The 15,492-nt window shown below is 63.6% G+C and carries 14 protein-coding genes; 8 read left to right on the forward strand and 6 right to left on the reverse strand.

Annotation, left to right across the window (positions count from 1 at the left end; translation table 11 throughout):
• Positions 1–120: 120 nt before the first annotated feature.
• The 3 genes from CAG34_RS24865 to CAG34_RS24875 are packed head-to-tail and all read left to right on the forward strand — an operon-like array spanning position 121 to position 2,733.
• Complete coding sequence (locus CAG34_RS24865) at positions 121–1,557, forward strand: cytochrome ubiquinol oxidase subunit I (protein WP_075046379.1); 1,437 nt, start codon at positions 121–123, stop codon at positions 1,555–1,557.
• 3 nt (positions 1,558–1,560) lie between these two features.
• Positions 1,561–2,568 carry a cytochrome d ubiquinol oxidase subunit II gene (cydB, locus tag CAG34_RS24870; RefSeq protein WP_085593005.1) on the forward strand — a complete coding sequence of 336 codons (1,008 nt, stop codon included), beginning with the start codon at positions 1,561–1,563 and terminating at the stop codon, positions 2,566–2,568.
• Between the two features lie 9 nt (positions 2,569–2,577).
• Positions 2,578–2,733 carry a DUF2474 domain-containing protein gene (locus CAG34_RS24875; RefSeq protein ID WP_008094148.1) on the forward strand — a complete coding sequence of 52 codons (156 nt, stop codon included), beginning with the start codon at positions 2,578–2,580 and terminating at the stop codon, positions 2,731–2,733.
• A gap of 117 nt (positions 2,734–2,850) precedes the next feature.
• On the opposite strand, the gene CAG34_RS24880 is transcribed toward CAG34_RS24875, so the two are convergent.
• Complete coding sequence (locus CAG34_RS24880; protein WP_085593008.1) at positions 2,851–3,975, reverse strand: methyltransferase; 1,125 nt, start codon at positions 3,973–3,975, stop codon at positions 2,851–2,853.
• Positions 3,976–4,071: 96 nt separating this feature from the next.
• Positions 4,072–4,779, reverse strand: a complete 708-nt coding sequence (locus CAG34_RS24885) for an autoinducer binding domain-containing protein (protein ID WP_085593010.1) — start codon at positions 4,777–4,779, stop codon at positions 4,072–4,074.
• A 212-nt stretch (positions 4,780–4,991) separates the two neighbouring features.
• On the opposite strand from CAG34_RS24885, the gene CAG34_RS24890 reads away from it, so the two are divergent.
• Complete coding sequence (locus CAG34_RS24890; protein WP_046616355.1) at positions 4,992–5,768, forward strand: ferredoxin--NADP reductase; 777 nt, start codon at positions 4,992–4,994, stop codon at positions 5,766–5,768.
• Between the two features lie 132 nt (positions 5,769–5,900).
• Here the strand turns inward: CAG34_RS24890 and mscL are convergent, their stop codons facing one another.
• Positions 5,901–6,320: a large-conductance mechanosensitive channel protein MscL gene (gene mscL / locus CAG34_RS24895; protein WP_013974214.1), complete on the reverse strand. Its 420-nt coding sequence runs from the start codon at positions 6,318–6,320 to the stop codon at positions 5,901–5,903.
• 177 nt (positions 6,321–6,497) lie between these two features.
• Here mscL and radA point away from each other — a divergent pair, with 177 nt between their 5' ends.
• Positions 6,498–7,868, forward strand: a complete 1,371-nt coding sequence (radA, locus tag CAG34_RS24900) for a DNA repair protein RadA (protein WP_003251626.1) — start codon at positions 6,498–6,500, stop codon at positions 7,866–7,868.
• Positions 7,869–8,045: 177 nt separating this feature from the next.
• On the opposite strand, the gene CAG34_RS24905 is transcribed toward radA, so the two are convergent.
• On the reverse strand, positions 8,046–9,563 hold the full coding sequence (locus CAG34_RS24905; RefSeq protein WP_085593012.1) for a nucleobase:cation symporter-2 family protein: 1,518 nt from the start codon (positions 9,561–9,563) through the stop codon (positions 8,046–8,048).
• A 263-nt stretch (positions 9,564–9,826) separates the two neighbouring features.
• On the reverse strand, positions 9,827–10,189 hold the full coding sequence (locus CAG34_RS24910) for a PilZ domain-containing protein (protein WP_085593014.1): 363 nt from the start codon (positions 10,187–10,189) through the stop codon (positions 9,827–9,829).
• Positions 10,190–10,367: 178 nt separating this feature from the next.
• On the opposite strand from CAG34_RS24910, the gene CAG34_RS24915 reads away from it, so the two are divergent.
• The 3 genes from CAG34_RS24915 to yjiA all read left to right on the forward strand — a co-directional run bounded on the left by CAG34_RS24915 (position 10,368) and on the right by yjiA (position 13,769).
• Complete coding sequence (locus tag CAG34_RS24915) at positions 10,368–12,434, forward strand: carbon starvation CstA family protein (protein ID WP_024087740.1); 2,067 nt, start codon at positions 10,368–10,370, stop codon at positions 12,432–12,434.
• 13 nt (positions 12,435–12,447) lie between these two features.
• Positions 12,448–12,645: a YbdD/YjiX family protein gene (locus tag CAG34_RS24920; protein ID WP_013974210.1), complete on the forward strand. Its 198-nt coding sequence runs from the start codon at positions 12,448–12,450 to the stop codon at positions 12,643–12,645.
• A 146-nt stretch (positions 12,646–12,791) separates the two neighbouring features.
• Positions 12,792–13,769, forward strand: a complete 978-nt coding sequence (gene yjiA / locus CAG34_RS24925; RefSeq protein ID WP_015271793.1) for a GTPase — start codon at positions 12,792–12,794, stop codon at positions 13,767–13,769.
• Here the strand turns inward: yjiA and CAG34_RS24930 are convergent.
• Complete coding sequence (locus CAG34_RS24930; RefSeq protein ID WP_085593016.1) at positions 13,729–15,216, reverse strand: methylenetetrahydrofolate reductase C-terminal domain-containing protein; 1,488 nt, start codon at positions 15,214–15,216, stop codon at positions 13,729–13,731. The two genes, yjiA and CAG34_RS24930, sit on opposite strands and share 41 nt — an antisense overlap.
• Positions 15,217–15,492 lie beyond the last annotated feature (276 nt).

The raw sequence follows: 15,492 nt of genomic DNA on the forward strand, positions 1-15,492 counted from the left end.
TCGGGCCGAAATCCCTGCGATCGAACAGAACAATTCCAACGCGCCGCACTCGACTACCGTGGGGGCAGTGGGCGACGGGGCCAGCGGCCCGGACGCCGGATTATCTGAAGAGGAAGCACCATGTTCGGAATAGAGGCCTTAGAGCTCGCCCGAATGCAGTTTGCCTTTACCGTGTCGTTCCATATCCTGTTCCCGGCCATCACCATTGGCCTGGCGAGCTACCTGGCAGTCCTCGAAGGCCTCTGGCTGCGGACCAACAACCAGGTCTACCGTGACCTTTATCACTTCTGGTCGAAAATCTTCGCCGTCAACTTCGGCATGGGGGTGGTTTCCGGCCTGGTCATGGCCTACCAGTTCGGTACCAACTGGAGCCGCTTCTCCGACTTCGCCGGCGCCATTACCGGCCCGCTGCTCACCTACGAGGTGCTGACCGCGTTCTTCCTCGAAGCTGGCTTCCTGGGGGTCATGCTGTTTGGCTGGAACCGCGTCGGCCGTGGCTTGCACTTCTTTTCCACGGTGATGGTGGCGCTCGGCACCCTGGTCTCGACCTTCTGGATCCTCGCCTCCAACAGTTGGATGCAGACCCCGCAAGGCCACGAGATCATCGATGGCCGGGTGGTGCCGGTGGACTGGCTGGCGGTGGTATTCAACCCCTCGTTCCCCTACCGCCTGATGCACATGGCCACGGCCGCGTTCGTTGCCACCGCGTTCTTCGTCGGTGCCTCGGCGGCCTGGCACCTGCTGCGCGGGCGTGACAACCCGGCGGTGCGCAAGATGCTGTCGATGGCCATGTGGATGGCGCTGATCGTCGCCCCGATCCAGGCGGTGATCGGTGACTTCCATGGCCTCAACACGCTCAAGCACCAGCCGGTGAAAATCGCCGCGATCGAAGGCCACTGGGAGAACGTGCCCGGTGAGCCGACCCCGCTGATCTTGTTCGGCATTCCCGACATGCAGGCCGAAACCACCCGCTTCAAGCTCGAGATCCCGGCGCTCGGCAGCCTGATCCTGACCCACAGCCTGGACAAGCAGGTGCCGGCGATGAAGGAGTTCCCGCCCGAAGACCGGCCCAACTCGACCATCGTCTTCTGGTCGTTCCGGATCATGGTCGGGCTGGGGTTCCTGATGATCTTCGTCGGGCTGTGGAGCCTCTGGCTGCGCAAGCGTGGCACGCTCTACACCTCGCGGCCGTTCCTGTACCTGGCCCTGTGGATGGGCCCTTCCGGGCTGATCGCGCTGCTGGCCGGCTGGTTCACCACCGAAATCGGCCGCCAGCCCTGGGTGGTGTATGGCCTGATGCGCACGGCAGACGGTGTGTCCAACCACAGTTACGCCCAGCTCGGCTTTACCCTGGTGGCCTTCGTGGTGGTGTACTTCGCCCTGTTCGGCACCGGCCTTGGCTACATGATGCGCCTGGTGCGCAAAGGGCCGCAGACCGGTGAGGGTGACGAGCACAACCCAGGTGGCCCTGGCACCAAACGCACGCCGGCGCGGCCGCTGTCCGCCGCCGATGATGGCCGAGAGGCCAACTCCGCCAGCCTGAGCAAGGGGAACTGAGCCATGGGTATCGACCTTCCGCTGATCTGGGCCGTGATCATCATCTTCGGCGTCATGATGTACGTGGTGATGGATGGTTTCGACCTGGGGATCGGCATGCTCTTCCCGTTCGTCAAGGGCGAGCATGACCGCGATGTGATGATGAACACCGTCGCCCCCGTGTGGGACGGTAACGAGACCTGGCTGGTGCTGGGCGGTGCCGGGCTGTTCGGGGCGTTCCCGATGGCTTACGCGGTAGTGCTGGAGGCCCTGTACCTGCCATTGATCCTGATGTTGATCGGCCTGATCTTCCGCGGCGTGGCCTTCGAGTTCCGCTTCAAGGCCAAGGCCGACAAGCGCCACATCTGGGACAAGGCGTTCATCTGGGGCTCGCTGATCGCCACCTTCTTCCAGGGCGTGGCGCTGGGTGCCTTCCTCGAAGGCTTCAAGGTGGTCGACCGGCATTTCGCCGGTGGCACCCTTGACTGGCTGACCCCGTTCAGCCTGTTCTGCGGCCTGGGGCTGATCGTTGCCTACACCCTGTTGGGCTGCACCTGGCTGATCATGAAGACCGAAGGGTCGCTGCAGCAGAAGATGCACGACATCGCTCGGCCGCTGGCGCTGGTGCTGCTGGTAGTGATCGGCATCGTCAGCCTGTGGACACCGATCGCCTACCCGCAGATCGCCGACCGCTGGTTCAGCATGCCTAACCTGGTCTGGTTCATGCCGGTGCCGATCCTGGTGCTGGTAACCTTCTACGGGTTGCTCAAGGCGGTGGCGCGCAATGCGCACTACACGCCGTTCCTGCTGACGTTGGTGCTGATCTTCCTCGGTTATAGCGGCCTGGGCATCAGCCTGTGGCCGAACATCATCCCGCCGTCGATCTCGATCTGGGATGCCGCGGCACCACCGCAGAGCCAGGGCTTCATGCTGGTGGGCACACTGTTCATCCTGCCGTTCATCCTCATGTATACCTTCTGGAGCTACTACGTGTTCCGCGGCAAGGTGACCCATGAAGACGGCTATCACTAGGAGGGCTGCATGATGACCGGCAAGCATGGCTTGGACGAGAAGAAACCCCTGTGGCAGCGCCTGGGCTGGCTGCTGCTGATCTGGGCGATGAGCGTGGCGGCCCTGGGCGTGGCGGCCTACGTGATGCGGCTGTTCATGGGGGCTGCGGGGCTGACCACCCATTGAGGTAAGCCTGCTCTGGCCCTATCGCCGGCAAGCCAGCTCCCACAGGTAAGTCACTGCCCTTGAATGCAGTGGAGTATCTGTGGGAGCTGGCTTGCCGGCGATAGGGCCGGTACAGGTTTACTTGCGGGCTTTAAGGATGACGAACTTGGGCGTAGCCGCCACCTGCTCCACCCCCCGGAACAACCGCGCCAGCTTGCTGTGATAGCCCAGGTGCCGGTTACCCACGATATACAGCGCCCCACCCACCACCAACGCTTCACGCGCCTGCTGGAACATGCGCCAGGCGAGGAAATCGCCCACCACCTGCTGCTGGTGGAACGGCGGATTGCACAGCACCACGTCCAGCGACTGCTTCTCTACCCCCGCCAACCCATCGGCTGCCTCGAACACCGCCGGGCGCTCGCCCAGCGCGGCCTGCCAGTTCTCCCGCGCCGACTGCACCGCCATGTACGACTCGTCGACCAGGGTGTATTGGGCATCCGGGTTGGCCAGGGCGCTGGCGATCGCCAGCACGCCGTTGCCGCAGCCCAGGTCCGCCACCCGCGCGCGGCCCAGTTCGCGGGGCAGGTGCGGCAGGAACGCCCGCGTGCCGATATCCAGCCCCTCTCGGCAGAATACGTTGGCGTGGTTGAGCAGCTCCAGCGCCGGCGCGTCGAGGCGGTAGCGGCTAGGGTAGGGCGAGCGGGCGACCGGCCGTTCGGCCACCGTCGCGGTCAGCAAGCGGGCCTTTTTCTGCGCCAGCGAGGCCTGCACCGGGCCGATGTACTTCTCCATCAGGTCACCGGCCGCCCGTGGCAGGTGCTTGATCATCGCCCCTGCAATCACCTGCGCACCGGGCGCCAGGTGACCTTGCAGGCGGATCAGTTGTTCTTCGAGCAGGGCCAGGGTCTTGGGCACGCGCACCAGTACCCGGTCGAACGGGCCTTGCCAGCGTTCGCTGGCCGGCACGAATGGCACGCTGTCGAACGGCAGGCCATTGCGTGCCAGGTTCTTTTCCAGGGCCAGGTGCGCCAGGTGTGAATCGCCACTGCTGACCACCTGCAGCTTGCCCGCCAAGCTGGCGGCCAGGGCGCCGAAGCTGTCATTGAGCACCAGAACCCGGCAGTTGGCCTCGGGGGCCTGTTCGTGCAGTTGCGCAAGCAGGTACTCGTCGGCGGCATCGAAAGCCTGCAGCGGGTCGTTGGCCTGTTCCGGCTGGCGGATCAGGTCGAGTTCGGCGTAGGGGGTGGTCAACAGGGGCATGGCGTCTGGCTCGGGTACGAAACTGCCCGTTGCGGTTCGCCCCGGGCTTTGCCGGGCGATTCTACAGGGCTTTGCCCAAGGTCGCAGGTTTGAAGGTCAGATCCAGCCACGCATGACGGCGATGGCGATGGCGGCGGCCTTGTTGGCGGCGTTGGTCTTGGTGATGACACTGCGGATATGGAAGTTTACCGTGCTTTGCGACAGTGACAGGATGCAGGCAACGTCGGCGGCGGTCTTGCCGGCGGCCGACCATTTCAGCACTTCCAGCTCCCGCTCGCTCAACTTCGGCTGCGGCGGGCATAGCGCTGTGAGGTGATGTGCGCTAATTACCTCATGCAGGGTATGACATAGCCACTGCACACTGCCGGCCTTTTCATAGAGTTCGGCGATACTGATGGACCTTCTGGATCTGGCTACGGTTATCTGGCTTTCGTTGTGCTGCCGGTCGTGCAATGACTGCGTCCAGCCATGGCGCAAACCGCTCTGGCAGGCAGCTTTACGAAATTGCGGAGCCTCGCGATACAGATCATCGGTCCACAGCACCGGCATGGTCGAGACATGGCTCGCATTGGCGGCTGAATCCTGTTTGTAGAGGTCATCGCGCTGGTAGCGCTCGATCCATTCACGGGGGTAATTGCTGTACATGAACAGGTGGGGTGTTTGTGTAGCGATCTGGATGCGAATGTTCAGCCCCAGATACTCCATGCCCAGATCTTGCGCCATATCCACGGCCATGCCGAACAACTTTTGTGGGCAGCGTTCGTCGGCGAACGCACGAAGATACTCGGGTTTCCAGTGGCGCATCTGAAATACTCCTTGTGCCTCAGGTCCAGTCCGTTTGGATGCCCGGATGATTGTAGGAAAAGACCTACCAATGTGCTGAGATTTTTTTGTTATAGCGGTCAGGATCCGATGCGACTTCGGCAGGATCGCCGCAGATGAGGCCCTACAAAGCAGTGGTTTTTATCCGCGCCACTTTGCGCGACACTGTGCGCACGCCAAACCTGGAGCCCGATATGACCGCTAGCGCCGAAAAGTTCACCCGCCAGACCCTGCTCGATGTTCAGCCACTTACGCCGAACCTCTTCAGCCTGCGGGTTACGCGCGATGCGGGGTTCCGCTTCCGTTCCGGCCAGTTTGCGCGCCTTGGCGTGACCAAGGCCGATGGCAGCGTGGTGTGGCGCGCCTATTCCATGGTCAGCGCGCCCCATGACGAGCACCTCGACTTCTTCTCCATCGTGGTGCCAGGTGGGGAATTCACCAGCGAGCTGAGCCGGTTGGGGGCAGGCGATACCCTGTTGATCGACCGCCAGGCCTTCGGCTTCCTCACCCTCGACCGCTTCGTCGGTGGCCGCGACCTGTGGTTGCTGGCGACCGGTACTGGCATTGCGCCGTTCATGTCGATCCTGCAGGACTTCGAGGCTTGGGAGCGTTTCGACAACATCAAGCTGGTCTACTCGGTGCGCGAAGCGAAAGAGCTGGCTTATGTGGATGAAATCGCCGGGCTGGAGCAGCGCGATTACCTGGCCGAATTCGCCGGCAAGTTGCAGTTCATTCCGGTGGTGACCCGTGAACAGCACCCGGGGGCGTTGAACCAGCGGATTACCACGCTGATCGAGAATGGCGAGCTGGAGAAGGCGGCGGGGCTGGAACTGTCGCCGGAACATTCGCGGGTGATGCTGTGTGGCAACCCGGAGATGATTGATGAAACGCGCAAGGTACTGAAGGCGCGCGACCTGCAATTGAGCCTGAGCAAGCGGCCGGGGCAGGTGGCTGTGGAGAACTACTGGTAAGGCCGTTGGGGCCGTTGTGGGAGCGGCGGTGCGGCGGTCCGACGTGCCCGCGAACACCGGCGGAGCCGGTGCCACCCACCGCGTTGGATTCTTCGCGGGCATGCCCGCTCCCACAGCGTTCCCTATACAACCTCAGGGCAAGCGGTTCTGATTCTGCGCCTTGAGCAAGTCGCGGATCTCGGTCAGCAAGGTCTCTTCTGCAGTCGGCACAGGCGGTGCAGTCGGCGCCACGGCCTCTTCACGCTTGAGCTGGTTGATCGCCTTCACCCCCATGAAGATGGCAAAGGCCACGATCACGAAGTCGATCACGGTCTGGATGAACTTGCCATACGCCAGCACCACCGCCGGAACGTCACCTTCGGCAGCCTTCAGGGTAATTGCCAGGTCGCTGAAGTCCACGCCACCGATCAACAGGCCCAGTGGCGGCATGACCACGTCACCGACGAAAGACGAGACGATCTTGCCGAAGGCCGCGCCGATGATGATACCAACCGCCATGTCGACGACATTGCCTTTGACCGCGAAGGCCTTGAATTCACTGATCATGCCCATGTTTGGTTCCTTGTAACAAAAGGTAAGGTTTACGCAGTGTAAGCCACTCAAACGCTTCATGCGTTGTGCTCAGGGCCACAGACTGCTGTTAGAACGAATAGTTTTGTCGCATCCCGAGGCGTTCGAGGCACGTCCGGCTCGGCTATCATGGCGGTTTTTTTCCAGGAGACCCCAGCCATGGCCAAGGCCAAGCGCTTGTATGGCTGCACCGAGTGCGGTGCGACCTTCCCCAAATGGGCCGGCCAGTGTGGCGAATGCGGGGCCTGGAACACGCTGGTCGAGACCATGATCGAAAGCGGCGGCGCAGCTGCACCCAGTAGCGGCCGTGCCGGCTGGACCGGGCAGCAGGCGCAGATCAAGACCCTGGCCGAAGTCAGCGTCGAGGAAATCCCGCGCTTCACCACCAGCAGCACCGAGCTGGACCGCGTGCTGGGCGGTGGCCTGGTGGATGGCTCGGTGGTGTTGATCGGTGGTGACCCCGGCATCGGCAAGTCGACCATCCTGCTGCAGACCTTGTGCAACATTGCCGTGGGCATGCCGGCGCTGTATGTCACCGGCGAGGAGTCGCAGCAGCAGGTGGCCATGCGCTCCCGGCGCCTGGGCCTGCCCCAGGACCAGCTCAAGGTGATGACCGAAACCTGCATCGAGACCATCATCGCCACGGCCCGCGTCGAGAAACCGCGGGTCATGGTGATCGACTCGATCCAGACCATTTTCACCGAGCAGCTGCAATCGGCTCCCGGCGGCGTGGCCCAGGTGCGCGAAAGCACGGCGTTGCTGGTGCGCTACGCCAAGCAGAGCGGCACGGCGATCTTCCTGGTCGGCCACGTGACCAAGGAAGGCTCGCTGGCCGGCCCGCGGGTACTCGAGCACATGGTCGACACCGTGCTGTATTTCGAGGGCGAGTCCGATGGCCGCCTGCGCCTGCTGCGGGCGGTGAAGAACCGCTTTGGCGCGGTCAACGAGTTGGGTGTGTTCGGCATGACCGACCGTGGCCTGAAGGAGGTATCCAACCCCTCGGCGATCTTCCTCAACCGCACCCAGGAGGAAGTACCGGGCAGCGTGGTGATGGCGACCTGGGAGGGCACCCGGCCGATGCTGGTGGAGGTGCAGGCGCTGGTCGACGACAGCCACCTGGCCAACCCGCGCCGGGTGACCCTGGGCCTGGACCAGAACCGCCTGGCCATGTTGCTGGCAGTGCTGCACCGCCACGGCGGTATTCCCACCCATGACCAGGATGTGTTCCTCAACGTGGTGGGCGGGGTGAAGGTGCTGGAAACCGCCTCGGACCTGGCGCTGCTGGCGGCGGTGATGTCCAGCCTGCGCAACCGGCCCCTGGCCCATGGCCTGCTGGTGTTTGGCGAGATCGGCCTGTCGGGCGAGGTGCGGCCGGTGCCCAGTGGTCAGGAGCGTTTGAAGGAAGCCGCCAAGCATGGTTTCAAGCGGGCCATCGTGCCCAAGGGCAATGCGCCGAAAGAGGCTCCGGCAGGGTTGCAGGTGATTGCCGTTACCCGGCTGGAGCAGGCCCTGGATGCGCTGTTCGAATAATTCGTGGCCTGTACCGGCCTCTTCGCGGGCACCCCCGCTCCCACAGGATCACCTCGGTCTCCGAAGCTTGTGCAGTCCCTGTGGGAGCGGGCGCGCCCGCGAAGAGGCCGGCACAGGCAAAACGAAAAAGGGGCCGACGATGCGCGTCGGCCCCCCACCTCACCGCTCAGTCAGCAGTCAATGCTCGGCAACCGCACTGCGCCTGACCGTTTCATTGCCATGCTCGTCCAGTTCCAGCATCGGCACTTCATTACCCTCGGCATCGAACAGCTTGCCATCCTTGAAGTAGTCGCCATCACGCAGCGCTGAAATGTCCGAGTACTGGATGGTGCGCTCGTACGCGGCGGCAAACACCGACTGCTGGTCCGAGTTGCCGGCGGTGAAGTGGTTGAAGATCAGGTTCAGCAGGATGGCCATGATCGCCGCCGAGCTGATGCCCGAGTGGAAGATGGTCTCGAACCAGTTCGGGAAGTGGTGGTAGAAGGTCGGTGCGGCAATCGGGATCATGCCGAAGCCCAGCGAGGCAGCGACGATGATCAGGTTGACGTTGTTCTTGTAGCTGACCTTGGACAGGGTGCGGATACCGCTGGCCGCCACGGTGCCGAACAGCACGATGCCCGCGCCACCCAGTACCGGAGTAGGGACTGCGGCAATCACCCGGCCCATGATAGGCAGCAGGCCGAGCACCACCAGGATCACGCCACCGGTGGCCACCACGTAGCGGCTCTTGACCCCGGTCACGGCTACCAGGCCGACGTTCTGGGCGAACGCGCTTTGGGTGAACGAGCCGAAGATCGGCGCCAGGATGCTCGAGGCCATGTCGGCGCGCAGGCCGTTGCCCAGGCGCTTTGAGTCGACCTTGGTGTCGATGATCTCACCCACGGCGAGGATGTCGGCCGAGGTTTCCACCAGGGTCACCATGATCACGATGCACATCGACAGGATCGCGGCGATGTGGAATTCCGGCATGCCGAAATGGAACGGCGTGGGGAAGGCGAACATCGGGCCCTCGGTGACCTTGCTGAAGTCGGCCATGCCCAGCGCCCAGGCGATCAGGGTGCCGACCACCATGGCCAGCAGGATCGACAGGCGCGAGATCGCCGCGCTGCCCAGCTTGCTCAGCAGCAGCACGATGGCGAAGGTCAGGGCTGCCAGGCCGATGTTGGCCACGCTGCCGAATTCCGGCGAGGCGCTGTTGCCACCCATCACCCAGCGAGCGGCCACGGGCATCAGGGTCAGGCCGATGGTGGTGATGACGATGCCGGTTACCAGCGGCGGGAAGAACTTGGTGATGCGCGAGAACACCGGGGTGATCAGAAAGCCGATCAGCGACGCTGCCATGACCGCGCCGAGCACGCCTGGCAGGCCACCGCCGCCCTCGCTGCTGAGGATTGCACCCATGGTTGCCACACCGGCGAACGACACGCCCTGCACCAGCGGCAACTGGCAGCCGAAGAACGGCAGGCCGAGGGTTTGCAGCAGGGTGGCCAGGCCACCGGCAAACAACGAAGCGGCGATCAGCATGCCGATTTCGGCACCGTTCAGGCCCGCGGCCTGCCCCAGGATCAGGGGTACCGCGACGATCCCCCCGTACATGGTCAGCACATGCTGCAGACCATAGGCCAGGTTGGCACCAAGGCCGAGGTTTTCATCCTCGGGGCGCTTGGCGGGAGACGTGCTAGGGGACGTAGTCATGGAGCAGGCTCTCTGTTTATTGTTGTGGTGCTACTGTAGACACTTCCTACAAATGATTGCCACAAGAATTGTATACAATATTTTGATCGGAGCGCGCACAAGAGCGCCCGCAAGGTGTGCGAGAACCCAATGCAGAAGGCGTACCAACTCGTCAGAGGCTGTGCTAGAGGGGTGTGTACAAAACGCTGCTACCCAGGCTTAAAGCTGTCTGGGTAGACAGGAAACACAAGGTGGGGAAGCCATTAGCTAGCTAAGAGATTTCATTATTCGATGAGTTCGCGCAGCTCACGCATCATTTCGGTGCTGTCGGCCACGTTCAATTCCACAAGACGGTGCAGATGAGTCATCGACTCGACGTCGATGTACAGGCAGATGAAACCCAGGCGGTCTGGTTCCTCATGGCGCAGTTCAACCTGCATCTGTACCCGTGCATCGGGGGCCAGGTGAATGATGGCATCGAAATCCTGGGTCAGGTCGGCATCCCAATTTGCCGGGCGTTCGATCAGCAAACCTTTGAGTGAAAGGTCCAGCAGCTTGGCAGGCCAGCGTTGCACGCCCTGGCGCAGTTCGGTTGGGGCGTCGAAGTCGATGCGCTGGAAACGGCGGCGTTCGTCGTGATCGCTCATGGGGTAGATCCTCGCATAGGTCCTCAGGTGACATCCTGACTATAGTTAGAGTGGTATGTACATCAGGTACCGCAATCTGGCCGCAGAGGCTCTAGACCAAAGCAAGTGTGGCAATGCGCGATGACTCGCCCTAGACTCGATGGGCGGTCTTTTCCAATCCACCAGCTGGAAGCAAACCATGAACAACAATAATAGCCTGCTACGCCACATTCCGTGGCTGGCGCTGGCAGTCATAGGAGCCTGTGCGCTGGGTGTGGTTGCCCTGCGTCGCGGCGAGGCGATCAATGCCTTGTGGATCGTGGTCGCGGCAGTGGCCATCTACCTGGTCGCCTATCGCTACTACAGTCTGTTCATCGCCACCAAGGTGATGCAGCTCGACCCACGCCGTGCCACCCCGGCGGTGCTCAACAACGACGGCCTGGACTACGTCCCGACCAACAAACACATCCTCTTCGGCCACCACTTCGCCGCCATCGCTGGTGCAGGGCCCTTGGTCGGCCCGGTACTCGCCGCGCAGATGGGCTACCTGCCCGGCACGCTGTGGCTGATCGCCGGCGTGGTGCTGGCTGGTGCGGTGCAGGACTTCATGGTCCTGTTCCTGTCCACCCGCCGCAACGGCCGTTCGCTGGGCGACATGGTGCGCGAGGAGATGGGCCGCATCCCGGGCACCATCGCCCTGTTCGGCTGCTTCCTGATCATGATCATCATCCTCGCGGTGCTGGCGCTGATCGTGGTCAAGGCCCTGGCCGAAAGCCCGTGGGGCATGTTCACGGTGATGGCGACCATCCCGATCGCGATGTTCATGGGCATCTACATGCGCTACATCCGCCCGGGCCATATCGGTGAGATCTCGGTCATCGGCGTGGTGCTGCTGCTGGCTTCGATCTGGCTGGGGGGCCAGATTGCCGCAGATCCGACCTGGGGCCCGGCGTTCACCTTCACCGGCGTGCAGATCACCTGGATGCTGGTGGGCTATGGCTTTGTCGCCGCGGTACTGCCGGTATGGCTGGTACTGGCGCCACGTGACTACCTGTCGACCTTCCTCAAGATCGGCACCATCGTCGGCTTGGCCATCGGTATCCTGATCATCGCGCCCGAGCTGAAGATGCCGGCGCTGACCCAGTTCACCGACGGCACCGGCCCGGTGTGGAAGGGCACCCTGTTCCCGTTCCTGTTCATCACCATTGCCTGTGGCGCGGTGTCCGGCTTCCACGCGTTGATCTCCTCGGGGACCACGCCGAAGCTGCTGGACAACGAAACCAACGCCCGCTACATCGGCTACGGCGGCATGCTGATGGAATCCTTCGTTGCCATCATGGCCATGGTCGCCGCCTCGGTGATCGAGCCAGGCGTGTACTTCGCCATGAACAGCCCGGCCGCAGTGGTCGGTGCCGACGTGGCGTCGGTTGCGCAAACGGTGAGCAGCTGGGGCTTCCTGATCACCCCTGAGCAGCTCGAGGCCACCGCCCGCGACATTGGCGAGCACACCGTGCTGGCCCGTGCCGGTGGTGCGCCGACCCTGGCCGTGGGTATCGCGCAGATCCTGCACCAGGTGCTGCCGGGTGAAAACACCATGGCCTTCTGGTACCACTTCGCGATCCTGTTCGAGGCGCTGTTCATCCTCACCGCGGTAGACGCCGGCACCCGTGCCGGGCGCTTCATGCTGCAGGACCTGCTGGGCAGCTTCGTGCCGGCGCTCAAGCGCACCGAATCGTGGACTGCCAACCTGATCGGTACTGCCGGCTGCGTGGCCCTGTGGGGCTACCTGCTGTACCAGGGCGTGATCGACCCGCTGGGTGGCATCAACACACTGTGGCCGCTGTTCGGTATCTCCAACCAGATGCTGGCCGGTATCGCCCTGATGCTCGGCACCGTAGTGCTGATCAAGATGAAGCGCCAGCGCTACGTCTGGGTCACCCTGCTGCCGGCCGTGTGGCTGCTGATCTGCACCACCACCGCAGGCCTGATCAAGCTGTTCGACCCGAACCCAGCAGTCGGCTTCCTTGCCCTGGCCAAGAAGTACAGCACCGCGCTGGACGCCGGCCAGGTACTGGCCCCGGCCAAGGACATCGGGCAGATGCAGCACGTGATCTTCAACGCCTACACCAACGCCGGCCTGACCGTGCTGTTCCTGGTGGTGGTGTTCAGCGTGCTGTTCTTCGCTGTCAAGGTCGGTTTCGCCGCCCTCGGCCGCAAGGAGCGTACCGACAAGGAAACCCCGTTCCAGGCCCTGCCTGACGCTTGAGAGGACTGCTGCGATGTTCAACGACCTGGGTCGACTGGGTAAGTACCTGGGGCAGGCAGCCCGCCTGATGGTCGGCATGCCCGACTACGACAACTACGTCGAGCACATGCAGACCAAGCACCCGGACAAGCCGGTCATGACGTACGAGGAGTTCTTCCGCGAACGCCAGGAAGCGCGTTATGGCGGCAAGTCCGGGCCCAAGTGCTGTTGAGCCACAAGCGTTAACCTGTCCCGGCCTCATCGCCGGCAAGCCGGCTCCCACAGGTACTCCACAGGCCTCAAGGTCTGTGCGGTACCTGTGGGAGCCGGCTTGCCGGCGATGAGGCCAGTGTTTTTTCCGCACAGGAGATGTTCTGCGTGCAGACGCCTATTCCCGTAACCGTACTCACTGGCTTCCTCGGTGCCGGCAAGACCACCTTGCTCAAGCACATGCTCAAGGCCGAGCACGGCCTGAAGATCGCCGTGATCGAAAACGAATTCAGCGAGGCCGGCATCGACAGCCAGCTGCTGGGCGACGAGCCGGTGCAGGTGATGACCCTGGCCAATGGCTGCGTGTGCTGCAGCATCCACGGCGACCTGACCCGCGCCTTGTACCTGCTGCTCGAACGCCTGGATGCCGGCGAGATCGCCTTCGACCGCCTGGTAATCGAATGCACCGGCCTGGCCGACCCGGCGCCGGTGGCCCAAACCTTCTTCATCGACGAAGAACTGCGTGAGCGCTACATCCTCGACGGCATCATCACCCTGGTCGATGCCGCCCACGCCGAGCTGCACCTGACCCAGACCATCGCCCAGGCCCAGGTCGGCTTTGCCGATCGCCTGCTGCTGAGCAAGACCGACCTGGTCGAGCCCGCTGCGGTCGAGGCCCTGCGCGAGCGCCTGGCCCGCATCAATGGCCGGGCGGCGATCCGCGTGGTCGAGCATGGTCGCATCGACCTGGCCGAGCTGCTGGATGTGCGTGGTTTCAACCTCAACCCCGATCTGGGCGCGAACCTGAAGCCAGCGCTACGCCCGCTGCTCAAGCCCGCTACCCCGGACCGGATCTCCACCTTGGTGCTGCGCACGGAAAGCGCGCTGGATATCGACCGCCTCAGCGATTTCATGAACGAACTGCTGGAAACCCACGGCAAGCAGCTGCTGCGCTACAAGGGCGTGCTGAACATTGCCGGTGAAGCGCGCAAGCTGGTGTTCCAGGGTGTGCTCAAGCTCTATGGCTTCGACTGGGACGCCGAATGGGCCGAGGGGGAAACCCGCGAGAGCGTGATGGTGTTCATTGCAGACGAACTGCCCGAAGCTACGATTCGGGCTGGGTTCGAGGCGCTGGCTGCGGGCTGAGCTGACGCGGCGTCTGGGCCTGGAACCACTGCGGCCATGAGCTGCGGTGGCGTGTCTCGAGCTCGATGCACGGGATCAGGCGCTCGGTCAGCAGCGCCGTCTGCCGCACCGCCTTGGCGGTGCGGTACTTGACGCTGTGGATGCACTCACGGTCGCCGAACTCGCAGCGGTTCAGCGCGGTGCCGCCGCAGGGGCCGTTGGCCAGGCCCTTGGGGCAGGTTTCCGGGCAGATGTACAGGGTGTCTTCCAGGCGGCAGCGGCCGCAGGTGTCGCAGCCTACCAGCGGGTGCTTCACCGCGTGCTCCACCTTGTGCAGCACCTGCGCGCCAAGGCGGGTAGCCCACATCGGTTGGCGCACGGCCCAGCCAAATGCCTTGCTCAGGCTATTGCGGCGGCTGAACAGCAGCGAATGCATGCCGTGCATCAGGTGATAGCGTGCTTTCTCCTTGAACGAGGCATCGACCCGTGACTCGCCCTGGCGCCAGCTTGCCTGCGGCGGATGGAAGCTGACTGCCGGCAGGCCGGGCATCTGCCAGCTGGCCTGCCAGGCCGGCGCCCATTGTTCCAGTGTGTGGATTTGCGCCTGCCAGTGCTCGATGCGTGCCTCCAGGGCCAGCAGTTGCTTGAGTTCGTGAACCCCCGACAGATGCACGCCGGCGTAGCCCATCAGCTTCACGCCGATGATCTGCAAGGCCAGGCGGTCGACGCTGCGCGCCTGGGCAAAGGCCTTGGACTGCGCCGCTTCCGCTTCCAGCATGTCGCGCATGGACGGCGTGACGGTCACGCCGGCCACGTGCTCGAGCATCGTCGCACGCCCGTGGGTGAGGCTCATCAGGCAGGCCAGCATCGGCCTGGGCGCGGCCTGGCGGTTCATCCAGTGCATGGCTTCCTGGTGTTTGCCGGCATCGAAACCCAGTTGCAGGGTGAGGAAGTCGGCGCCCGCCGCCAGTTTTTTCTCGGCCTTGAAGTATTGGGCGCCGCCTTCTTCCTCGCAGTACTTGAACGGGTTGAGCGCAGCGCCAAGCAGCCAGTGCGGGCAGGCCTGGCGGGCGATCTGCAGGGCTGCGACCGATTCCAGGTAGCGCACCGGGCGCTGGCCGGGCTGGTGGCCCGCCAGGCGGTCGCCGGTGAGCAGCAACAGCTGGTCGAGGCCGGCGGCATCCATGCGTTGCAGTTGGGCGAGCAGGTGGTGGCGTTCGCGGTCCTTGCCGGAGAAGTGCGGCAGGGCGGGTACCCGGTTGCTGAACGAGGCGAGGGCGTCCAGTGGCGACATGTCCAGCGGGCTGCCGACGCGGTCGCCGATGGCCACGGTCATCGGCCAGCCGCACAGGTGCGCACGGGCCAGGATCGCGTCCATGGCGGCGAAGCGTTCTGCGGAGGGCTTGGGAACGAATTCCATGACGCAGACGAAGGTGTTTTCGCGCAGCGCGGTTTTCAGCAGGCTCATGGGGCCGGGTACCTGGTTTGGTCAGGGTGGCATTGTGCGGCAGAAGGCGGGTGGGGTCATGTCCGGATGCGCAGGGTGGTGCTCTGAATGAGACATCCGGGTTTGCCTGTGCCGGCCCTTTCGCGGCTAAAGCCGCTCCCACAGGGTGGCGCGGTACCTGTAGGAGCGGCTTTAGCCGCGAAAGGGCCGGTACAGGCAGCACAACAACATGAACATGAGAAAACCTTGAGTTCATCTCAAATTTAATGAGTTTGTCTCAAGATGCCAGTGCCCGGA

The organism is Pseudomonas sp. B14(2017), from assembly GCF_002113255.1.
Classification (GTDB): domain Bacteria; phylum Pseudomonadota; class Gammaproteobacteria; order Pseudomonadales; family Pseudomonadaceae; genus Aquipseudomonas; species Aquipseudomonas putida_Z.